Here is a 19,148-nt window from a genome sequence, read left to right as displayed (position 1 = left end):
CATCAAGACCCCGGGCGTGCACGTGATCGACTGCCCGGTCGATTACAGCGAGAACGACCGCATCCTCAACAGCGAGCTGCGTGAGCGCGCGCTGGCGGTATAAGGCCGGACAGGTACGGCGCCACCTCAAGGCTGGCGCCGAACCTGTGTAGGAGCGGCCTTGTGTCGCGATGGGCCGCGAAGCGGCCCCGGATTTCAGCGTCAACGCAACAATCGCCGGGGCTGCCATGCAGCCCATCGCGACACAAGGCCGCTCCTACAGGGACAGCGACCTGCCTCAGAATCCATCCACAGCATCGTTCAAAGGGCGAGTTCAGTGTCCTTGGCGGTGTAAGGCCTGACAGGATCGGCACCACCCAAAGCTGGCGCCGATCCTGTGTAGGAGCGGCCTTGTGTCGCGATGGGCCGCAAAGCGGCCCCCCGGATTTCAGCGTCAACGCAACAATCGCCGGGGCTGCCATGCAGCCCATCGCCACACAAGGCCGCCCATACAGGGATAGCGACCTGAATCTTTGAGCCGGTGCCATCCACAGCATCGCTCAAAGGGCGAGTTCGGTGTCCTTGATATTGGCAATCGGGCCGAGAATGGCTGGGTCGAACGGCGCAAGCGCCTGTTGGCTCGCCAGGCGCCGCGGGTAGTCCGGATTTGCCAACGCTGCCTTGCCGAGTGCAACCATATCGGCACCCTTATCCAGAACACTGTCGGCACGCTGCACATCCTGCAAGCCACCGTTGGCAATCAGCAGGGCCCCAGGCGCATAACGCCGTGCCAGCTGTACCAGGCTGGCAGCACTGCTGGAAAATGCCGGTTGCCAGGCTTCGTGCTCGGTGACATGGATGAAGTCGACGCCCACATCACGCAGCGAGCCAAAGATGGCTTCCGCGTCCCGCTCGCCACCCGCCCACTTGTGCCCGAAGTCGTTGACCTTGCCTTGGGAAATACGCACGCCAAGCGGCACATCACCCACCTTGGCGCGAACGGCCTTGACCACCTCGAGCGTCAGTTGCACGCGCCGCTCGGTGCTGCCACCCCAGCGATCGCTCCGTTGGTTGCTGTAGTCGGTAAGGAACTGGTCGAGCAGGTAACCGTTGGCACCGTGAATCTCGATACCATCGAAACCGGCGACCTGCATGGCCCGTTTTGCGGCATTGGCGAAACCGGTGATGGCATCGGCAATGTCTTCATCGGTCATGGCTCTGGGCTCTGCATAGCGCCCATCCCCATGGTAGAACGGCATCTGCTCGCCTTTGGGCCGAACCGCCGAAGGCGCCGTGGTTTCGCGCTTGAAACGGTTGCCTTGGCTCAACGCGCCCGCATGCATCAGTTGCGCAAACACCGCGCCCTGGTGGGCGTGTATCCGTTCGACGACTGGTCGCCAGGTACTTGCCTGCTGCTCATCCGTCATGCCGGGCTGGTACCGGTAGCCCTGCGAGTACTGCTGGTCGGTATACAGGCCTTCAGTGATGACCAGGCCAAAGCCGCCCTTTGCGAAACGTTCGTAGTAGTGGGCCATGGCTGCCGTGGCATCACCGGTTTCGCTCGCGCTGACGCGGGTCATGGGCGCTACCGCCAGGCGATTGGGCAATGCCAGCCCAGCAATATCTATTTGCGTTAAAGTGCGTGTTTTGAAAGCTGTCATCGGATTTCTCTAGGATCAGGGCGCGCACACTATGGCGCCTATGTACTGAGGCTACTGTTGGATGTACGCCTGACCAAGGTAGGCCGCAGAGAAGCCGGTATAACGCCAAAGGATTTGATCATGCTCGTTGCCGACCTGCGGGTTTTCCTCGCTGTCGTCGCCGCCGGCACCCTGTCAGCGGCAGGCCGCCAGCTCGATGTGTCGCCCATGCAGGTATCACGCAGGCTTGCGGCGCTGGAGGAAGAACTTGGCGTGCGCCTGTTCCATCGAACCACCCGTGCCGTGGCCCTGACGGCTGAGGGTGAAGCGCTGCTGCCGTATGCCAGGACCATGACGGAAGCCGAGGACAGCGCGCTTGGCGAGTTGCGGCCGTCATCAAGCACCGTCAAAGGGCTGTTGCGTATTACAGCGCCCAGTGTTTTCGGCCAGGGCATCGTGGTTGGGCTGCTGCCGCAACTGCTCGCTCGGTACCCGGACCTGCGCATCGACCTGGATGTGTCGGACAAACTGGTGGACCTGGTCGGGCAGGGCCTTGACCTGGCCTTGCGCGTAGCGCCCCTGGCCGACTCGGAACTGGTGGCGCGCAAGATTGCCCCCAACCCGAGGGTGCTGTGCGCAGCGCCCGCTTACCTGCAGCAGCACGGCCAGCCGCGCACGCTGGCGGACCTGGAGCAACATGCCTGCATCATGCTGCAGGCTGTGCCACGCTGGCCGTTCGTGGTCGACGGGGGCCCGCAGCATCGACGCATGCAGGCGCGGGTGAGTACCAGCAGCGTGGAGGCTGTCAGGTCGGCCGCTGTTCAAGGATTAGGCATCGCCATGCTGGCTCATTGGGACGTGTTCCAGCACATCCGTGACGGCCTGCTGGTGGAGATCACGCTGCAGGACGCACAGATGGAGCAGTTGGCCGTCTGGGCGGTGATGCCGACCCGTCGCTACGTACCGGCACGGGTGAAAGTGTTTCTCGAGGCGCTGGAAGGGGCGCTGGCGCGTCACGGCCGGCCAGCTTGAACCGCCCGCCCGCGAAGAGGAGCACAAATGTATCCCTCGCGCGGGCCTTCGACCAGGCAACCAGTTTCAGCTGGCGCTGTAGCGCGGTGCCAGCCGGTTACTGGAAAGCTCACCGAACAGGGCCTGACGGTTGCTCTCGTAGGTTGTGTAGCGCTGCAGGTCATGCAGGGCAGGGATGGAGATCAGTACCTTGTTTTCGAAGTCCTGCAGGGCGCCTTCGACCAGGTCGTCAACCGACATCACGATACCTGGGTCGAGGTTCTCCACCGGCAAGCCGCCAATCGCCCAGAAGTTGGTGGCCGTGGCGCCCGGCAGCACGGCCTGGACCTGGATGCCGTGTGGCGAAAGTTCCTTGTACAGCGACTGGGTGAAGGCGGTGACGTACGCCTTGCTGGCGCCATAAACGCCATTGAGCAGCTCCGGGACCAGGCTGACGACCGACGAGATATTGATCACTGCACCTTGCTGGCGGGCAACGAAGCCTGGCGTCACGGCATAGGTAAGGCGGGTGAGGGCGGTGACGTTGAGGCTGATCATCTCGGCCATGCGTTCGACATCGCTTTCCAGCAGGGGGGTATGGGTGCCGATACCGGCATTGTTCACCAGCAGGGTGATGCTCGCGTCTTCACGCAACTTGCGCTCGACCCGGGCGAGTTCATCGGGGCTTGCCAGGTCTGCCGGGAAGACTTCGACACTTTGCCGGGTTTCCTGGCTGATGCGGCTGGCCAGCGCATTGAGGCGGTCACGGTTGCGTGCGACCAGCACGAGGTCATAGCCGAGGCGGGCCAGGCGCTCGGCGTATACCGCGCCGATACCCGAGGAGGCGCCGGTAATGAGGGCGGTGCCTTTGTGCGAGTGAGTCATGATTCAAGCTCCAGTGGTTGGGGGACTGGGGCCATGATGCGGTAGATTTTCACTGGCTCAAATGACGTATATGGTAGTGTTTCAGGACACTACCAGACGGAGCCCGGTCATGCATCGCATCGGCTATCTGATCACCGAAGGTTTTCAAATCATGGGCCTGGCCACGCAGACGGTGTTCGAGGTCGCCAACCTCGTCGCCGGGGAGGCGTTTTACCGGGTGCAGAACTTCTCGGTAGATGGCGGCATGGTCCGCTCATCGCTGGGCATGCCCATCGAAACCCTGCCGATGGCTGCACCAGGCCTGGCTGACACCTGGATGGTCAGCGGTACCTTGACCCCCGAGACGCCCCCCGCCGATGAGGTGCTGGCGTGTGTGCAAGGCTTTGTTGCCAGTGCGCGCAGGACCGCCGGGTTGTGTACTGGCACCTTCGTGCTGGCGCAGGCCGGCGTGCTGGACAATCGCCGGGCCACCACCCACTGGGCCTATGCCAAGGCACTGCGCACCCTGCACCCCAAGGTCGAGGTCGACGATGACCGGATCTTCATCATCGATGGGCCGGTCTGGACATCGGCGGGAATGACCGCAGCGCTGGACATGGCGCTGGCCATGGTGGAGAAAGACCTGGGGGCAGAGCTGGCCAGGTCGGTGGCGCACAAGCTGGTGATGCATCAGCGGCGCTCGGGCGGGCAGTCGCAACATTCCGAACTGCTCGCCCTGGCGCCGAAGTCGGACCGCGTCCAGAGCGCCCTGGAATACGCCCGCCAGCACCTGAGCCGCCCGCTCAGTGTCGAAGAGCTGGCCGGTGTGGTGCACCTGAGCCCCAGGCAGTTCACCCGGGTGTTCACTGCCGAAACCGGGCAGTCCCCGGCCAAGGCCGTGGAGAACCTGCGCCTGGAGGCTGCCCGCCTGATGATCGAGCAAAGCCGGCACAGCCTGGACGTGGTGGCCAGGGAGACCGGCTTCAGAGACCGCCGGCACCTGCGCGAGGTGTTCATCCGCGGGTTTGGGGTGCCGCCGCAGGCGGTGCGCAGGGATGCCAGGCGAGTGGTCTAGAGGGCCGCTCAGGCTTCCTCGAAATGCATCTCCGGTGGCTTGCGCTTGAAACCACGGGTAATCACGGTCAGGTAGAGCACCCCGAGGCAGAGCCAGCCTGCCCCCAGGTAGATCGCCAGGTGATCGAGACTCGCCATCAGCCACAAGGTGGAGGCAAAGCCCACCAGGGGGAATGCGAGGTACATCAGCAGCGCGTTGGCACCGCGCTGCTGCATGGCAACCCAGTAGTGGAAGATCACCGCCAGGTTGACCAGGCTGAAGGCGAGAAAGGCACCGAAGTTGATGAACGAGGTAGAGGTCGTCACGTCCATGCGCAAGGCGAGCAGGGCGACCACCCCGCACAGGATGATGCTGGGCACCGGCGTGCTGAAGCGCTCGCTCAGCTTGCCGAAGAATGACCTGGGCAGCACGCCGTCACGCCCCATTGCATACAGCAGCCGGGAGGCGCTGGCTTGCGCCGACAGGCCCGAAGTGAACTGGCCGACGATCAGCCCCAGCAGGAAAATGCTGACGAAGATGTCGCCACCGATGTTCTGGGCAATTTCATAAGCCGCCGCGTCGGCGTTGGCAAAGTCGGTGGACGGGTGAGCGAGCTGAACGAAGTAGCTGCAGGCGATGAACAACCCGCCGCCGATCAGGGTGATCAGCAGGATGGCTTTCGGGATGTTCTTGCGTGGTTCCTTGGTTTCTTCAGTCAGGGTGCTGACCGCGTCGAAGCCCAGGAATGAATAGCAGGCAATCGCCGCACCGCTCATGATCAGCGGCAACTGGGTGCCTTCCTTGTAGAACGGCTCGAGGGTCCACAGCGGCACCGTGGGGTCGCCCCAGACATAATGCACCGCGAGTGCAACGAACGCGGCCAGCACCAGCAGCTGGATGAACATCAACAGGCCATTGACGGTCTTGGCCAGCCGCAGGCCGATCACATTGATCGTCGTGGTGATGCCGATGAATGCCAGCACCCAAATGGCTTGCGGCACGCCCGGGAACGCCGAGTGCAGATAGGCCGCGCCAATGAGCCAGATCGCCATGGGCAGGAACAGGTAGTCGAGCAACACCGCCCACCCGGTGATGAAGCCCAGCTGCGGGCTGATCGATTTGCGCACGTAGGTATAGGCGGACCCGGCGACCGGAAAGGCGCGCGCCATGTGGCCGTAGCTCAAGGCGGTAAAGAGCATGGCGATGGCGGCAGCGAGGTAGGCTGCGGGTACCCTCCCTCCCGTGGTCTCGGCCAGGATACCGAATGTGCCCAGGACGATGATGGGGGTCATGTAGGCGATGCCGAAAAGCACCACCGAGCCCAGCGAAAGCGTTCGCTTGAGTGTGGCCATTACTGCTTGCTCCAGCTTGTGATTGTTATTCAGAGTCGAACACGCTGCCGTCCCTGGCGGCCTTGCATTCCAGTAAGAGAGCCTGGAAGGGTGGAATATTCAGGAGGGGATGATCAGTTCGCGAAGGCCGTTGGCGTGCTCGACCTGTTCACCCGGCAGCTGGATGCGGCGCTGGGCGATGTAGGTGTAGTCGCGCCGTGACTGCTGCAGTTGCTCCGTGGTCAGCTCGACGGTCATGCGGCACTCGCCACGGCCGGCTTCGCACAGCAACTGGCCGTACGGGTCGACGACTGCACTGCCGCCAGCGAAAACCAGGCCGCCATCACCGTCGCCCACGCGGTTGACCATGACCGCGAAGGCCTGGTTTTCCATGGCGCGTGCGGTGATGGCGGTTCTGTGGGTGGGCCCGTACGGGTCCATGTTGCCGTTGGTGACAATGATCAGTTCTGCGCCCAGCTGCCCCAGGGCACGGGCGGTTTCGGGGAACTCGATGTCAAAGCAGATCAGCAGGCCGACACGGATGCCTTGGAACAGGGCTGTCGCAAAACGGTCGCCTGGGGTGAAAACCCCGCAGTCCGATGCCCAAAGGTGGGTCTTGCGGTAGGTGAGCGCTACGCCTTCAGGCGTGACCAGCACGGTGGTGTTGTAGAAACGGCCGTCGTCTGCGGCTTCGGCCAGCCCGACGACCACGGCAACGTTTTGCGCTTGTGCGGCCTGTTGGACTGCCGTGATGCTCGGGCCGTCCAGTGGCTCGGCGATGCGGCCGATGTTTTCTTCGGTTGGGAAGCCCATCAGCTGGGTTTCCGGGAAGACCAGCAGATCGGTATCGGCGCCGCAGTTGCCGATCGCCTCGATGGTGCGCTGCAGGTTGTACGCGGTATCGCCATCGCGACCGGCCAGTTGGACAAGCTCTACCTTCATTTCCAATCCTCGACTAACGGCTTCGACCGCCATGCCCTGGCGGCATGGGGTGTAAAAAACGATCCCGGTACAGGTTCGCTCAGCGTAAGCTAGCCCGGATTATGGGGTGGTCATCATGGCGGGGGGTATTACGCCCACGTGGTAACCCAACAGGGGTAGAGGATGAATTTTACGCTGCACGACATCGCCTGGCACCGATCGGTAGGCCAATTGATCGAAACCCTCGACAAGGACCACTTCTGGACAGCTCTGGTGCGGTTGCTGAACGAGTACGTTGCCTGCGACAGCTGGGTTGCGCTGCTGTTTTCCGCAGGGCGCCCGCAGGTGTTCGCCGAATGCCCCAGTGCAGACGGCAACCCTGATCCGCTGTTCCAGGATTACCTGAACGGCCTGTACCTGCTGGACCCGTTCTACGTGGCCAGCCGAGAGGCTGCGGTGTCCGGCCTGGTGCGCCTGGCGGATGTGGCCCCTGAATGTTTCGAGCAGACGGACTACTACCAGCGCTATTTCCGGCTTAACGTGGTTGCCGATGAAATTCAGTTCAACGTGCAGCTGGATGCGCAGCGCACGCTGTGCCTGTCGCTGGGTAGCAAGCGCCGGTTCAGCATCGAACAGGTCACCCTGCTGGAACTGTTGCGGCCGTGGGTCACTGCGCTGATGCGCCAGCGGATGACCTTCGAGCGGGAATTGCTGGAAGAGGCCACCAAGCCCGCGCCGCACTGGCAAAGCCGCATGGAGGACAGGGTCGAGCAGATGGAGTCGCCGCTGACCGGGCGTGAGCTGGAGGTGGGCCGGCTGATGCTCAGCGGGTGTTCCAGCAAAGAGATCGCGCGCAAGCTTGAAATCTCCGTGGAGACAGTGAAAGTGCACCGCAAGCATATGTACAGCAAGCTGGGTATCAAATCGCAGTCGGAGCTGTTTTCGCTGTTTCTTCAGGCCCAGCTGGGTTGATTCCGGCCAACTGCATGCCCCCTCTCATGGGGCTGCACATGACTTGTTGCTTTGGCAGGGACCCTGTGTGTGGGTTTACCCGCGAACACCGGCTTGGCCGGTGCCATCCACCACGTCGCCTGCTTCGCGGGCATGCCCGCTCCCACAAGGACTGCGCTGGCACCCAGGCCTGCGCTGCATCTTCAGATTCGACTGGTAATCAGAAATGACCCGCCCGCTGTTTGTTTCCATCGATGGGCCCAAGGGCACCGGCAAGACCACGCTTCTGGAGGCGGTTACCAAGGCCCTGAGGGCTGACAACAAGAAAGTGATCCGGCTTTGCGAGAAAAAAAGCGACCCCTACCGGGGGGAAACCATGGCCCTCGTCAATCAACTGGTCAGAAACCCCTCCCGGGACCTGGAATTGAGGGTATGCGAGCGCTTCGCCGAAAGCCGTGCCTGGATTTCCCGGCATGTGCTGCCGAGGCAGCCAGTAGACAGCATCATCCTGATCGATCGCTGGTACCCGTCTGATGCCGCATTTCGCCGCAGCGTGGCGTTCGACGAGATCCTGCGCCTGAACCTCGAGCGAAATGTGCAAGTGCCCGATTTGCATGTCGGCGTTGTCACGGCCCCTGATACTTCATGGGCAAGGGCCGCGGCACGAACGCGCGGGTTGGGCAGTACGGTGATCCATAGCCTGGACGAGCAGGTTGCCTGTACCGAGGCGTTCGAACGTGCGGTTGTGGAACACGGCTGGGTACTGTGCCGTAATGAAGGGGCCATCGAGGATGCAACGCGGCAGGTAGTGGCCGAGATCGATGGCGTGCTTCGACCACGTCATCGCTTGCGCTGCGAGCACTGAAACTTTAATCCAGTCATGTTCCTGTCCCAGGGAGAAATACGATGACAATCGATTCGCTGGCCTTTACGCCATGGTCCGCGCTGGCCGGTGGTGTGTTGATCGGGCTGGGGGCTGGCCTGTTCGCTGTGGTGAACGGCCGTATTGCGGGAATAAGCGGTTTGCTTGGTTCGATGCTGCAGCGAGGCGGGGAAGGGCGCAGGGAAAAACTGGCCTTTCTTCTGGGGTTGCTGGCAGCACCGCTGCTGTGGGGGATATTTGCCACGCTGCCGTCGCCGCGCTTCACCACCGCATCGTGGACACTCATCGCAGCGGGCCTGCTGGTAGGGCTCGGCACCCGCTACGGCAGCGGTTGCACCAGCGGCCACGGCGTCTGTGGCCTGTCGCGCCTGTCACCCCGTTCGGCGGTGGCAACGCTGTGCTTCATGGCCACCGGTTTTGCCACGGTGTATGTCGTCCGCCACCTCGTACAAGGGGCCTGACATGCCAGTGTTCAGTGGTTTTTTCGCCGGGCTGCTGTTCGGCGTGGGGTTGCTGCTGGCAGGCATGGCCGACCCCGCCAAGGTGCTCGGTTTCCTCGACATTGCCGGGCAATGGGACCCTTCGCTGGCGCTGGTGATGATCGGGGCGATTGCCGCGGCATGGTTGCCGATGCGCTGGGCGCGCGGTCATTCAACGGCACTGCTGGGTGGGGCGATGCAATTGCCCGGCCGACGTGATGTGGACCGACGTCTTATCGGTGGCAGCCTGGTATTCGGCATTGGCTGGGGGCTTGCCGGCATCTGCCCGGGGCCGGCTTTGGTGCTGCTGCCTGCAGGGTACTGGCAGGCCTGGCTGTTCGTCGCTGCGATGCTGGGTGGCATGGGGTTGTTCCAGTGGCTTCAGGTGCGCCGTGCTAGCTGATGGTCGGGCTGCCCGAGAAAACCGGCTGGACTATTGATAGACATCAATATGGCAGGGCGCCGCTGGCACATGATCGAGTGACACATCCAGACCGCAGAGGTGTGCCATGTCCAACCCGCAGAGACTACTGCTCATCGCGTCACCATTGATGCGTCGCACCCCGGTCTATGACCGTGCCGCAGCGCTGGCCAAGGCCAAGGGAATGGCGCTGCACATCGTGGCATTCGATTACCTGGAAGGGCTGGCCACGGCGGGCCTGGTCAATGACCAGGCACTGGCCACCATGCGCGACGGGTATGTGCAATAGCACCGCCAATGGCTGGAAACCCAGGCGCTGTCGATGCGGCGCAATGGCGTGACAGTGACCACCGAGGTGGTATGGGCCCAGCATCCGCTGGATGAAATCCTGGTGCATCTGCGCGAGCAGCCGTTCGCCATGCTGATCAAGGCGTTCGAGCACGAACCATGGTGGATGCGCGCGATGTTCACCTCGCTCGATATCCAGTTGTTGCGCGAAGCACATGTTCCACTGCACCTGGTGCACAAGGCCGAGCACGCCCTGCCGCGCAGGATTCTCGCAGCCGTGGACCTGTCCCGGCCGGACGATCAATATGCGGGGTTCAACGACCGGATCATCAACGAAGCGCTGAAACTTGCGCTGCAATGCAACGCAAGCCTGGACGTGCTGTATGCCTACGATCTGGGCTCCATGTACCTGGATGCTGGCGGCAGTCGGGAACATTCGTTCCTGTTCGATTCAAACCTGGCCCAGACCCTGCACGAGGCCCAGAGCGACGCTTTCCAGGCATTGGCGGAGCGCAACGGGATCGCCGCCGAACAACGTCACATGCGGGTAGGGGACCCGGCCAAGGTCCTGGCACTGTTCATGGAAGCCAACGCCATCGATGTGGTTGTGGTGGGAAGCCATCATCACCATGGCGTCGGCTGGTTCATTGGCAGTACCACCGAGCGGGTACTGCACCGGTTGGGCAACAGTGTGCTGATTGTTTCGCCCGAGCGTTGAACGGCAGGGGCCTTGGCTATCCGTAGCCAGAGGCTATTGATCATCGCCACATCCGGCCGGAGGTTTCCCATGGGCCATTATCGACAACTGCTGGTGCTGCTCACCGACGTTGACCCGCATTCGGCCGCTTTGCGCAGGGCCCTGGCCCTGGCGCATGCGAGCGGCGCCGCCGTGCATGTGCTCGGGTTGTTCGAGCCCGTCGAGGAACATCTGCTGCGCGAAGAGCGCTTGAATGAGGCCGATGAACAGCGCCAGTACGAGCAATTTCGGGAACGGCTCGCGGGGCTGATCGAGCGGCACCGGTCCGGCGGCGTCCCGCTGACGCACGACAGTGTTTACGCCGACGACCTGCGTAGCGAGGCCATCGACTACATCACCGAGCTCCAGCCCGATATGGTCATCAAGGACAGCGAGGCTACACCGGTACTGGCGCGCGTGTTCGGCACACCGCTGGACTGTATGCTGATGCGCGCGACCAAGGGGCTGACGCACTTTGTGCCCAAGGCCGCCACGGCGTTGCCGAAACGCATACTGGTAGCCGTGGATACCGCCTTGAGCGAAACCCCCGACGCCCAGGCTGCGTTCAATCGGGCGCTCATCCAGTCAGCACGAGCGTTGGCATTGCAGTGCGACGCTCGGCTGGACCTGTTATCGGCATACAACCTGGCCGGGGTTTTCGCCGCCGATATCAACCTCACCCAGACGTGGATCGATGAAATGCGCGATGCCTTGCAGGCGAGCTTCGACACGCTGGCAGATAGCCAAGGCGTTCCTCTGGAGCGCCGGCACTTCAAGGAGGGGCCGCCGGTGCAGGTGATTCGCGAGCAAGTGCTTGCCTTGGATATCGATGCCGTGGTGATGGGCGTCGTTCAGCCCAAGGGGCTGGACAAGCTGCTGGGCGATACCACCGAACGTATCGTCAGCAAGCCGCCATGCAGTGTGCTGGCGGTTCATCCCCATGTAATCGATACGTGGGAGCCGTAGCGCCAGCCCCCGTGCATTGACGGCGATGCGGGAGGTGTCATGGATACACAAGCAAGGGCAAAGCTCAGGGCCTGGTTAAAACGCCCCCGGGGCAGTTTTGGCTGGATCGCAGCGATCGCCACGTTGGTGCTGGTGGCCTCTGTTTACCAGGCGCTCAGCCCGGTATGGCGGCTGCCAATGCGTACCCCGGCAGTGCTGCTGGCTTTGTTTGCATTGAGCGCAGCAGTCGGATGGGCCGTGCAGCGCAGCGTCAAGCGCATGGTTGGCAATACCATTTTCACCGGTGGCGCCATCGGCTGGCAGGCAAGGCTCAAGCGCATCCGGGCGGTGGCCAGGGAGTCGAACATTCTGTTGGCCATGTTGGCGTTGATGGCAGGGTTTGGCGCAGGCACGCTATGGCTGGCCGGGCGTACCGTGGAGAACATCGTCAATGCGTGCGAGGCCAATTTCCAGGCTCAGGCCGCTGTTCCGCAAAACGCGCCTATCGTCGCACAGGTGGCAAATCCGGTCTGCCAGTGCCTGGCACAGACGTTTCTGGATCGCAACGGGGTGATTCGGCTGGCGCTGTTCAATACACCGCTACTGGACGCGAGTACATTGAAGGGCGTTACCGCAATTGATGAGCGGCGGTGCCTCGAGCAACTGGATCTGTTGCTTTGATCATTGTCAAAGCGGTGCACCATGTACGAACCCTGGTGGATTGCTGCATCATGCCCGGCCAATTACCGCCCCAGGGAGACAGCGATGATCAAGACTGGCGATACACTGCCCGACGTAACGCTTTACCAGTACAGCAACGGCGAGGGCGGCTGTGCGATCGGCCCGAACGCGTTTTCCCTGCACGAGCGCTGCAAGCAGAAAAAAGTGGTGATCTTCGGCTTGCCTGGTGCCTTCACGCCAACCTGTTCGGAGCGGCATGTTCCGGGCTACGTGGCTGCGGCACAAGATCTGTTCGCTGCCGGGGTTGCCGAAATTCTCTGTGTTTCGGTCAATGATGCATTCGTCATGAATGCCTGGGGCGCGAGCCTGCAGGTGGGCGAGGCGGTCAGGATGATTGGCGATGGCAACGGTGAGTTCAGCGAGGCGCTGGGCCTGATCCAGGACCTCTCGGCACGCGGCATGGGCCGGCGTTCGCAACGCTATGCCATGTTGGTCGACGACCTGGTGGTCAGGCACATCGCGGTCGAAGCACCCGGCAAGTTCGAGTGCAGCGACGCTGCAAGCATGTTGGCTGTTTGTAAGCCCTGAAGGCATACACCGTTACTGTGGGAGCGGGCGAGCCCGCGAAACGGCCACCGCGGTGCATGGCACCGGCTGCGCCGGTGTTCGCGAGCACGCCCGCTCCCACAGGGGATGTGACCCGCTCTCGAATATTGTTCCCTGCGCGACAGCGCAGCTCGAAGGGCTGGGCAATTGGCCCGTCAACCTTTACTCGCCGCCTCACGCCGGGATGGTTTCAACTGAACCCCCTCCCAGCGGGCAATCACCAGTGGCGCTATTGCATTGCCGAGCACGTTCAGCGTGGTAGTCCCGCTTTCGATCACTCGGAAGATGCCTGCCACCAGCGCCACAGCATCGAGGGGAAGCCCGGCAGATGCCAGCGTGGCCGAGAGGATGATGATTGCGAAGCCTGGAACACCGGCTGCGCCCTTGGAGGTGAGCACCATGGTCACGACCAGCAGTATTTGCTGGGACAGTGTGAGGTCTATACCGTAAAGCTGGGCGATGAAGATCGTCGCGACTCCCAGGAAAATCGACGCCCCATCCAGGTTGAACGCATACCCGACCGGTACTACGAAGCTGACGATACGCCTGGGAACACCATAGTGTTCAAGCTTCTCCATCAGCTGTGGCATTACCGCCGCGGATGCCGCACTCGAGCACGCCAGGATCAGCTCATCCTTGAAATAGCGGACAAGCTTCGACAGGTTCTCGCCGATCAACAGGCAGATGCCGCCAAGTACGATCAGTGCGAAGAGGATCAGTGCCAGGTAAACGACCCCGATCAACTTCATCAATGGCAGCAGGGAGGCGAAGCCGAAGGTTGCCACGGTGGAACCGATCATGCCGAACACCCCAATGGGCGCGTATGCCATGACATAGTTCACCAGCTTGAACATTGCGTCGGCGGTGCCCTGCAGTGTTGCCACGACTGGCGCACTCTTTTCGCGCGGCAAGGCGTTCAGGGCCATGCCGAACAGTACCGCGAAGAACAGGATGGAAAGCAGCTTGCCTTCGGACAGCGACTGGAAGAGGTTGTCCGGCACAATGTTCTGCAGGATCAGCAAAGCGCCTTTGGCAGGTTCCGATTTAATGCTCGCATCGCCTCCCGCCATGCCGGCGATCACCGTACCTGAACCAGGCTCCAGAAGATTGGCCAGCACGAGCCCGACAATGATGGCCAAGGTGGTGATTGCGAAAAAGTAGCCGAGGGACTTGACCCCCATACGGCCAAACGACTTGTTGTCGCCACCCCCTGCAATGCCGAGCACCATGCAGCAGAAGACGATGGGCACGACAATCATCTTCATCATCTTGATGAAGATGTCACCCAGGGGTTTGAGCACTTCACTGCTGACCCATTGTTGATGTTCCGGGTGTGTATTCAAGAACCAGCCAACGCCGATGCCGAGCAACAAGCCGATAACGATCTGCCAGACCAGTGGGACTTTTTTCATGACGCCAGCCTATTTTTATTGATTTAAGGTGTGCTGCGCTGTTGGCAGTAATTGAAGGCGTGAGCGAAGGGCTCACGCCCGGGGGCACGCGGGCAAACAACGCTATTTGGCGAAGATCTGCCCCATGTCCTTGAAGGCTTTGAACTCCAGCGCGTTACCACACGGGTCGAAGAGGAACATGGTGGCTTGCTCGCCCACCTGGCCTTTGAAGCGGACGTAGGGCTCGATGACGAATTCGGTACCCAGGTCGGTCAGGCGCTTGGCAAGCGCTTCCCACTCGTCCCACTGCAAAATCACGCCAAAGTGAGGGGCTGGCACATTGTGGCCGTCTACCGGGTTGCTCAGCGCATGTTCCTGGTAGGGCATCTTGGGATGTTCGTGGATGACCAGTTGATGGCCATAGAAGTTGAAGTCGACCCATTGGGCTGCGGAACGTCCTTCTTCAAGGTTGAACACCTCGCCGTAGAACTTGCGAGCCGCGGGAATATCGTAAACCGGAATGGCGAGATGGAAGGGGGACAGGCTCATCAGAAACTCCTTGAGGGCTATGGGTAACGACCTGTGAAGCAACAGGTCGTCATTGGGGTGGGTGGCTTGTTTCTCGTTTTTGCCGATTCTAGGAGTGGCCAAATAATAAAAAAATCAATATATTTTTCTTAAAAACACAAAGGAAAATTGTGAATGATCCGCGAGCTCAAGACCCTGATTGCCGTGGCCCGGGAGGGCACGTTCGCTGCAGCCGGGCTCAAGGTGAACCTGACCCAGGCGGCCGTAAGCGCGCAGATGCAGAGGCTGGAGGCCGAACTGGGGTATGAAATCTTTGAACGCAAAGGCCGCAACGCCCAGCTGAACAGGCGCGGGCAGCAGATTCTGGAGCAGGCCCAGGAGCTCGTCAGGCTCTACAACAGCCTGGGTTCCAGTGCTCAGGGTGTGGCGCCTACCGTGCAGGTAGAGGTCGGCGCTATCGCGTCGGTACAGAGGTCACTGCTGCCACAAGCACTGGCGCAGTTTCATGGCGCCCGGCCTGAATGTCGCACGCGGATCATCCCTGGCCTGTCGCTGGAGCTGCTGAGTGCGGTAGATGCCCGGGAAATCGACATCGCCGTGATCATCAGGCCGCCGTTCGAATTGCAAAGCGATCTTCACTGGACAACGTTGGCAAGCGAGCCTTACAGGCTGATAGTTCCAGCCGGGCTCGCGGATGCCGAGTGGAGCGAAATGCTTTCGACCCAACCCTTCATTCGCTACGATCGCTCGTCATTTGGTGGGCGCCAGGTCGACCGCTTCCTTCGACAATTTCATTTCAATACCAGAGACGTGTGCGAACTGGACGAACTGGATGCCATCACCGAACTGGTCGGGAAGGGTGTGGGGGTAGCGTTGGTGCCACAAACAGTCAGCCGAGACGCCTGGCCTGCCTCCGTGCGCGCCTATGATCTTGGCGGCCACACGTTTCATCGCGACATTGGCCTGGTTCACCCTGCAAACGTTGCCTTGAGCGTGCAGGTTACGCTCTTGGTCCAGCTGATTGTCGAGGCGGCTGTTCAATGCCACTGACAACCTGAACCGGCGCACCCGGTTCAGGTTTGGCAGGCCAGCGACGGCTACGCGGCAAAGTCGGTAGATAGCGACAGGTCCCGCCACTGGGCCAGTTCTTGCTCGACCGCGCTGTTCTTGGCCTCGATGCGCGCGACGGCGTCGCTGCCCAGCGCCAGGCGCAGTGGCGGGTTCGCCGCATTGGCCAGGGCCAGCAGGGCTTCGGCCAGTTTCGCAGGGTTGCCGGGCTGGGCATGGTTGGCCGCCTCGGCGTGGTGGCGCATGACACCGACGGTGGCTGCGTAGTCAGGCAGCTCCAGCGCCGTCTTCACCAGCGATTGGTCATCCAGGAAGTCGGTACGAAAGAAGCCCGGCTCGACCACGGTCACCTTGATCCCCAAGGGGGCCAGCTCCTGATGCATCGCTTCGCTGATGCCTTCGACCGCGAACTTGGTCGAACCGTACACCCCCCAGCCCATGTAGGCCTGGTAGCCGCCGAGCGACGAGATGTTGATCACGTGGCCGCTGCGTTGGCGACGCATGTGGGGCAGTACGGCGCGGGTTACGTTGAGCAGCCCGAAAACGTTGGTGGCGAACAGCCGTTCGGTTTCGCTGGCGCTGGTTTCTTCTACCGCGCCGAGCACGCCAAAACCGGCATTGTTGACCAGCACGTCGATTTGCCCGAAATGCTTGATGCCAGCAGCGACCGCCGCATGGGCGTCCTCTTCGCGGGTCACATCCAGGCGCACGGCCAACAGGTTCGGGTGCCGGCCAAGGCGAGCCTCGATGTCTTCCGGGTTACGCGCCGTTGCGATGACGGCGTCACCCGCTGCCAGGGCCTGTTGGGCGATCAGGGTGCCGAAACCGCGGGAAGCGCCAGTAATGAGCCAGGTACGCATGTCAACTCCTCCTGTATCCGACCCTGCACCATGCGGGCCTTCTCGATGAGTTGAGCGAACTTTAAAATCTGCGGATTGCTGTGATAATCCCATGAATATTACATAGGCCTTTGAGTAGCTTTCAGCAATGAAGCCAACCAGCACCGCCGACTTGTCCCTGTTCCTGTGCATTGCCCGCCACCTGAACTTCAGCCGCGCGGCGGTCGAGCTGGGCCTTACGCCCTCGGCCCTGAGCCATGCGCTGCGGGCCCTGGAAACCCGTCTTGATGTTCGCCTGTTCAACCGCACCACGCGCAGTGTGGCGCTTACCGAGGCCGGGGAGCGTCTTTACCAGAGGCTGCAACCGGCCTTTCGGGACATCGCCGACGCGCTGGAGGACCTCAACAACTTCCGCGACAAACCGTCAGGCAACCTGCGCATCACCGCCGGGCGCGCCGCAGTAGAGCTCGCGTTACTGCCACTGGCCAATCGCTTTCTGCTGGCGTATCCGGATATACGCCTGGAAATCGTCAGTGACGATGCGCTGGTGGACATGGTGGGCACCGGCTTTGACGCCGGCGTGCGCCTGGGGGAGCGACTCCAGGCGGACATGGTTTCGCTGCCCATCGGCCCTTACCTTCGTTCGGTGGTGGTAGCGGCGCCCGCGTTCTTCGATCGATATCCTGTTCCACAGCACCCGCAAGACTTGAAGCAGCTACCTTGCATCGGGCACCGCTTCCCTGGTGGCGCACTTTATCGATGGGAGTTCGAGCGTGGGGGCGTGCAACTGGAGGTCGATGTCCAGGGGCCCTTGGTATTGGGTGACGTCAGCCTGATGCTGGCGCCTGCCTTGCAAGGGCTCGGCCTGGCCTATGTGTTCGAAGACATGGCCAAGGAGCATCTGGAGCGTGGCCATCTGCAGCAGGTGCTGGGGGACTGGTGTCACTACTACCCGGGGCTGTATCTGTACTACCCGAGCCGCCGCCAGGTGCCTGCGGCGTTGAGGGCCTTCATCGAGTTCGTACGGCAGCAGCGCTAGCGTGAGCGTGGCTTCTGGAGGCAGGTAGGGAAGGGCTAAACTGGCGCCAGTTCCAGACGTTCGCTTTGCCGTCGCTGCCTGCATACCCCGGAGGTAACTCATGGCTTCTGCACCTGAAAGGCTCTTTTTCGAGGACTTGCAAGTAGGTGAGTCCTTCATGAGCGGCTCGTATGAAATGACCCAGGAACGGATCCTGAGCTTCGCCTCGGAGTTCGACCCCCAGCCATTCCATACGGACCCCGATGCTGCCCAAAAAACCTTTTTTGCTGGGCTGGCTGCTAGCGGCTGGCATACATCCGCAGTCACGATGCGGTTATTGGTAGAGAGTGTTCCTGTGGCCGGAGGGCTCATCGGGGCCGGCAGCGAAATCACCTGGCCAAGGGCTGTGCGACCAGGTGACCTGCTGCGAGTGACCACAACCATAAGGGAGCTTGCCGCGTCGAAGTCTAAGCCTGACCGGGGCTTCGCTGTCCTTGAAAGCATCACGCTCAATCAGGACGATGCCGTATGCCAAACCACTGTTTCAAGGGTATTGGTGTTTCGCCGGCCAGATGCGTAAGGCCCCGAACCGTCCACATCAATCAATGCTCATGGGCATGCGAGTGAACGGTCAGGGCACCCGGCACCTTGGTCCGTTCGAGCCCGCCGTGGTCCAGCCACCGAAGCGTCTGCTCATAGGCCCGCTCCAGCAATGACTCGGTCTGGTCGAAGTTGAATACCGAGAAATCCACCGGGCACAAGGGCGGGACGATATGCAGGCTGGTGAGCGTGCGGAAGTGTTCGATGTCACTCACAAGCTGGCGCATGCTCATCAGGTTGACAGTGTGCAGGGCCAAGGCAACAAGGCCGCGGGGCGGTTGAGTCAAGGCGCAGCTGAGCCCGGTGGGGATTACCACGACATTGCTGGCGCCCAGCGCTACGGCAGTCGAAATAGGCGTGTTGCTTGCCACACCGCCATCCACCAGGAACTGGCCGCCGATCTGCACGCAAGGGAACACCAGCGGGATCGCGGCGCTGGCCAGTAGCGCCTGCTCGAGTTCGCCATTGCACAGCACTGTCTCGGCACCACTGAGCAGGTCGGTGGTGACGATATGCAGGGGCAGTTTCGCATCCTCGATGCGATGGATCGGCAGCGCCTTGCCAAGCAATCGGTGCAAGGCCGCTGGCTGCAGCAGGAAACCACGCCGTTTGAGCAGGCCTCGGCAGGTATCGAGCCAGGACAAGGGGAAGATGTCGGTTCTGCTCAGGCCTCGCCAGAATTCGGCGAGTGTCTCGACACCCTGAGCGTTGGGCCTTGCTGCAAAGTAGGCACCGTTGATGGCGCCTACCGAGGCGCCAACCACCATGTCGAACTGGACTTCGGCTTCGACCAGGGCCCGCAGCATCCCCACCTGGACCGCACCCAGACTGCCGCCGCCAGCGAACACGATTGCGGTTTGCGTAGGCATGATTACTGTCTCTGCGCAGACGTGTGTCGACTGAGTGTAGTTGGC

At 61.8% G+C, this 19,148-nt stretch carries 21 protein-coding genes and 1 pseudogene; 14 read left to right on the top strand and 8 right to left on the bottom strand.

Annotated elements, in window-relative coordinates:
- On the top strand, nucleotides 1-103 hold a 103-nt coding region (locus CAG44_RS29175), incomplete at its 5' end, for a hypothetical protein (protein ID WP_232109555.1).
- A gap of 436 nt (nucleotides 104-539) precedes the next feature.
- On the opposite strand, the gene CAG44_RS17955 is transcribed toward CAG44_RS29175, so the two are convergent.
- Nucleotides 540-1,640: an NADH:flavin oxidoreductase gene (locus tag CAG44_RS17955; RefSeq protein WP_085692661.1), complete on the bottom strand. Its 1,101-nt coding sequence runs from the start codon at nucleotides 1,638-1,640 to the stop codon at nucleotides 540-542.
- Between the two features lie 120 nt (nucleotides 1,641-1,760).
- Here CAG44_RS17955 and CAG44_RS17950 point away from each other — a divergent pair, with 120 nt between their 5' ends.
- The gene (locus CAG44_RS17950; protein WP_085692660.1) at nucleotides 1,761-2,651 is read left to right on the top strand and encodes a LysR family transcriptional regulator; all 891 of its coding nucleotides are present in this window, start codon (nucleotides 1,761-1,763) and stop codon (nucleotides 2,649-2,651) included.
- Nucleotides 2,652-2,717: 66 nt separating this feature from the next.
- Here CAG44_RS17950 and CAG44_RS17945 read toward each other — a convergent pair whose 3' ends face one another.
- A complete protein-coding gene (locus CAG44_RS17945; protein ID WP_085692659.1) occupies nucleotides 2,718-3,515 on the bottom strand; it encodes an SDR family oxidoreductase in 798 nt (265 codons plus the stop codon).
- 109 nt (nucleotides 3,516-3,624) lie between these two features.
- On the opposite strand from CAG44_RS17945, the gene CAG44_RS17940 reads away from it, so the two are divergent.
- A complete protein-coding gene (locus CAG44_RS17940; RefSeq protein ID WP_085692658.1) occupies nucleotides 3,625-4,569 on the top strand; it encodes a GlxA family transcriptional regulator in 945 nt (314 codons plus the stop codon).
- An 8-nt stretch (nucleotides 4,570-4,577) separates the two neighbouring features.
- Here CAG44_RS17940 and CAG44_RS17935 read toward each other — a convergent pair whose 3' ends face one another.
- Nucleotides 4,578-5,900 carry an APC family permease gene (locus CAG44_RS17935; RefSeq protein WP_085589854.1) on the bottom strand — a complete coding sequence of 441 codons (1,323 nt, stop codon included), beginning with the start codon at nucleotides 5,898-5,900 and terminating at the stop codon, nucleotides 4,578-4,580.
- Nucleotides 5,901-5,999: 99 nt separating this feature from the next.
- Nucleotides 6,000-6,821, bottom strand: coding sequence for a carbon-nitrogen hydrolase family protein (locus tag CAG44_RS17930; RefSeq protein ID WP_085692657.1), 822 nt, complete (start codon nucleotides 6,819-6,821; stop codon nucleotides 6,000-6,002).
- A gap of 162 nt (nucleotides 6,822-6,983) precedes the next feature.
- Here CAG44_RS17930 and CAG44_RS17925 point away from each other — a divergent pair, with 162 nt between their 5' ends.
- The 8 genes and pseudogenes from CAG44_RS17925 to CAG44_RS17890 all read left to right on the top strand — a co-directional run bounded on the left by CAG44_RS17925 (nucleotide 6,984) and on the right by CAG44_RS17890 (nucleotide 12,772).
- On the top strand, nucleotides 6,984-7,772 hold the full coding sequence (locus CAG44_RS17925) for a LuxR C-terminal-related transcriptional regulator (RefSeq protein ID WP_075045269.1): 789 nt from the start codon (nucleotides 6,984-6,986) through the stop codon (nucleotides 7,770-7,772).
- Nucleotides 7,773-7,977: 205 nt separating this feature from the next.
- Nucleotides 7,978-8,616, top strand: coding sequence for a dTMP kinase (locus CAG44_RS17920; protein WP_085692656.1), 639 nt, complete (start codon nucleotides 7,978-7,980; stop codon nucleotides 8,614-8,616).
- A gap of 41 nt (nucleotides 8,617-8,657) precedes the next feature.
- Nucleotides 8,658-9,095 carry a YeeE/YedE family protein gene (locus tag CAG44_RS17915; protein ID WP_085589848.1) on the top strand — a complete coding sequence of 146 codons (438 nt, stop codon included), beginning with the start codon at nucleotides 8,658-8,660 and terminating at the stop codon, nucleotides 9,093-9,095.
- A gap of 1 nt (nucleotide 9,096) precedes the next feature.
- The gene (locus tag CAG44_RS17910) at nucleotides 9,097-9,516 is read left to right on the top strand and encodes a DUF6691 family protein (RefSeq protein WP_085692655.1); all 420 of its coding nucleotides are present in this window, start codon (nucleotides 9,097-9,099) and stop codon (nucleotides 9,514-9,516) included.
- Between the two features lie 106 nt (nucleotides 9,517-9,622).
- A pseudogene (locus tag CAG44_RS17905) lies at nucleotides 9,623-10,540 on the top strand (universal stress protein).
- Nucleotides 10,541-10,609: 69 nt separating this feature from the next.
- On the top strand, nucleotides 10,610-11,524 hold the full coding sequence (locus CAG44_RS17900) for a universal stress protein (protein WP_085692654.1): 915 nt from the start codon (nucleotides 10,610-10,612) through the stop codon (nucleotides 11,522-11,524).
- A gap of 39 nt (nucleotides 11,525-11,563) precedes the next feature.
- Entirely contained in the window at nucleotides 11,564-12,184 is a 621-nt protein-coding gene (locus CAG44_RS17895) for a hypothetical protein (protein WP_085589840.1), read from the top strand.
- Nucleotides 12,185-12,268: 84 nt separating this feature from the next.
- The gene (locus tag CAG44_RS17890; protein WP_085589838.1) at nucleotides 12,269-12,772 is read left to right on the top strand and encodes a peroxiredoxin; all 504 of its coding nucleotides are present in this window, start codon (nucleotides 12,269-12,271) and stop codon (nucleotides 12,770-12,772) included.
- A 173-nt stretch (nucleotides 12,773-12,945) separates the two neighbouring features.
- Here the strand turns inward: CAG44_RS17890 and CAG44_RS17885 are convergent, their stop codons facing one another.
- On the bottom strand, nucleotides 12,946-14,202 hold the full coding sequence (locus CAG44_RS17885; RefSeq protein WP_085589836.1) for a cation:dicarboxylate symporter family transporter: 1,257 nt from the start codon (nucleotides 14,200-14,202) through the stop codon (nucleotides 12,946-12,948).
- A gap of 102 nt (nucleotides 14,203-14,304) precedes the next feature.
- On the bottom strand, nucleotides 14,305-14,730 hold the full coding sequence (locus CAG44_RS17880) for a VOC family protein (protein WP_025339200.1): 426 nt from the start codon (nucleotides 14,728-14,730) through the stop codon (nucleotides 14,305-14,307).
- A gap of 153 nt (nucleotides 14,731-14,883) precedes the next feature.
- Here CAG44_RS17880 and CAG44_RS17875 point away from each other — a divergent pair, with 153 nt between their 5' ends.
- On the top strand, nucleotides 14,884-15,759 hold the full coding sequence (locus CAG44_RS17875; protein ID WP_025339199.1) for a LysR substrate-binding domain-containing protein: 876 nt from the start codon (nucleotides 14,884-14,886) through the stop codon (nucleotides 15,757-15,759).
- A 47-nt stretch (nucleotides 15,760-15,806) separates the two neighbouring features.
- On the opposite strand, the gene CAG44_RS17870 is transcribed toward CAG44_RS17875, so the two are convergent.
- Nucleotides 15,807-16,637, bottom strand: coding sequence for an oxidoreductase (locus tag CAG44_RS17870; protein WP_085692653.1), 831 nt, complete (start codon nucleotides 16,635-16,637; stop codon nucleotides 15,807-15,809).
- 127 nt (nucleotides 16,638-16,764) lie between these two features.
- Here CAG44_RS17870 and CAG44_RS17865 point away from each other — a divergent pair, with 127 nt between their 5' ends.
- Together CAG44_RS17865 and CAG44_RS17860 are read left to right on the top strand one after the other, a co-directional pair.
- Nucleotides 16,765-17,655 (top strand): LysR family transcriptional regulator, encoded by an 891-nt coding sequence (locus CAG44_RS17865; RefSeq protein WP_085692652.1) that lies wholly within the window; start codon nucleotides 16,765-16,767, stop codon nucleotides 17,653-17,655.
- Between the two features lie 100 nt (nucleotides 17,656-17,755).
- Nucleotides 17,756-18,214 carry a MaoC family dehydratase gene (locus CAG44_RS17860; RefSeq protein ID WP_085692651.1) on the top strand — a complete coding sequence of 153 codons (459 nt, stop codon included), beginning with the start codon at nucleotides 17,756-17,758 and terminating at the stop codon, nucleotides 18,212-18,214.
- A 22-nt stretch (nucleotides 18,215-18,236) separates the two neighbouring features.
- Here CAG44_RS17860 and CAG44_RS17855 read toward each other — a convergent pair whose 3' ends face one another.
- Complete coding sequence (locus tag CAG44_RS17855; protein WP_085692670.1) at nucleotides 18,237-19,103, bottom strand: patatin-like phospholipase family protein; 867 nt, start codon at nucleotides 19,101-19,103, stop codon at nucleotides 18,237-18,239.
- Between the last annotated feature and the right edge of the window lie 45 nt (nucleotides 19,104-19,148).

Source organism: Pseudomonas sp. B13(2017) (assembly GCF_002113245.1).
Taxonomy (GTDB): domain Bacteria; phylum Pseudomonadota; class Gammaproteobacteria; order Pseudomonadales; family Pseudomonadaceae; genus Aquipseudomonas; species Aquipseudomonas putida_Z.
The sequence above is the reverse complement of the archived record's forward strand: the minus strand, read 5'-3'. Positions and strand labels throughout refer to the sequence as shown.

What these genes read in the sequence shown, in the direction of transcription:
- CAG44_RS17895 (WP_085589840.1), top strand. Translation starts at nt 11,564, where the DNA reads ATGGATACACAAGCAAGGGCAAAGCTCAGGGCCTGGTTAAAACGCCCC.
- CAG44_RS17910 (WP_085692655.1), top strand. Translation starts at nt 9,097, where the DNA reads ATGCCAGTGTTCAGTGGTTTTTTCGCCGGGCTGCTGTTCGGCGTGGGG.
- CAG44_RS17870 (WP_085692653.1), bottom strand. Translation starts at nt 16,637, where the DNA reads ATGCGTACCTGGCTCATTACTGGCGCTTCCCGCGGTTTCGGCACCCTG.
- CAG44_RS17930 (WP_085692657.1), bottom strand. Translation starts at nt 6,821, where the DNA reads ATGAAGGTAGAGCTTGTCCAACTGGCCGGTCGCGATGGCGATACCGCG.
- CAG44_RS17925 (WP_075045269.1), top strand. Translation starts at nt 6,984, where the DNA reads ATGAATTTTACGCTGCACGACATCGCCTGGCACCGATCGGTAGGCCAA.
- CAG44_RS17860 (WP_085692651.1), top strand. Translation starts at nt 17,756, where the DNA reads ATGGCTTCTGCACCTGAAAGGCTCTTTTTCGAGGACTTGCAAGTAGGT.
- CAG44_RS17885 (WP_085589836.1), bottom strand. Translation starts at nt 14,202, where the DNA reads ATGAAAAAAGTCCCACTGGTCTGGCAGATCGTTATCGGCTTGTTGCTC.
- CAG44_RS17890 (WP_085589838.1), top strand. Translation starts at nt 12,269, where the DNA reads ATGATCAAGACTGGCGATACACTGCCCGACGTAACGCTTTACCAGTAC.
- CAG44_RS17950 (WP_085692660.1), top strand. Translation starts at nt 1,761, where the DNA reads ATGCTCGTTGCCGACCTGCGGGTTTTCCTCGCTGTCGTCGCCGCCGGC.
- CAG44_RS17880 (WP_025339200.1), bottom strand. Translation starts at nt 14,730, where the DNA reads ATGAGCCTGTCCCCCTTCCATCTCGCCATTCCGGTTTACGATATTCCC.
- CAG44_RS17875 (WP_025339199.1), top strand. Translation starts at nt 14,884, where the DNA reads ATGATCCGCGAGCTCAAGACCCTGATTGCCGTGGCCCGGGAGGGCACG.
- CAG44_RS17955 (WP_085692661.1), bottom strand. Translation starts at nt 1,640, where the DNA reads ATGACAGCTTTCAAAACACGCACTTTAACGCAAATAGATATTGCTGGG.
- CAG44_RS17940 (WP_085692658.1), top strand. Translation starts at nt 3,625, where the DNA reads ATGCATCGCATCGGCTATCTGATCACCGAAGGTTTTCAAATCATGGGC.
- CAG44_RS17900 (WP_085692654.1), top strand. Translation starts at nt 10,610, where the DNA reads ATGGGCCATTATCGACAACTGCTGGTGCTGCTCACCGACGTTGACCCG.
- CAG44_RS17945 (WP_085692659.1), bottom strand. Translation starts at nt 3,515, where the DNA reads ATGACTCACTCGCACAAAGGCACCGCCCTCATTACCGGCGCCTCCTCG.
- CAG44_RS17920 (WP_085692656.1), top strand. Translation starts at nt 7,978, where the DNA reads ATGACCCGCCCGCTGTTTGTTTCCATCGATGGGCCCAAGGGCACCGGC.
- CAG44_RS17865 (WP_085692652.1), top strand. Translation starts at nt 16,765, where the DNA reads ATGAAGCCAACCAGCACCGCCGACTTGTCCCTGTTCCTGTGCATTGCC.
- CAG44_RS17915 (WP_085589848.1), top strand. Translation starts at nt 8,658, where the DNA reads ATGACAATCGATTCGCTGGCCTTTACGCCATGGTCCGCGCTGGCCGGT.
- CAG44_RS17935 (WP_085589854.1), bottom strand. Translation starts at nt 5,900, where the DNA reads ATGGCCACACTCAAGCGAACGCTTTCGCTGGGCTCGGTGGTGCTTTTC.
- CAG44_RS17855 (WP_085692670.1), bottom strand. Translation starts at nt 19,103, where the DNA reads ATGCCTACGCAAACCGCAATCGTGTTCGCTGGCGGCGGCAGTCTGGGT.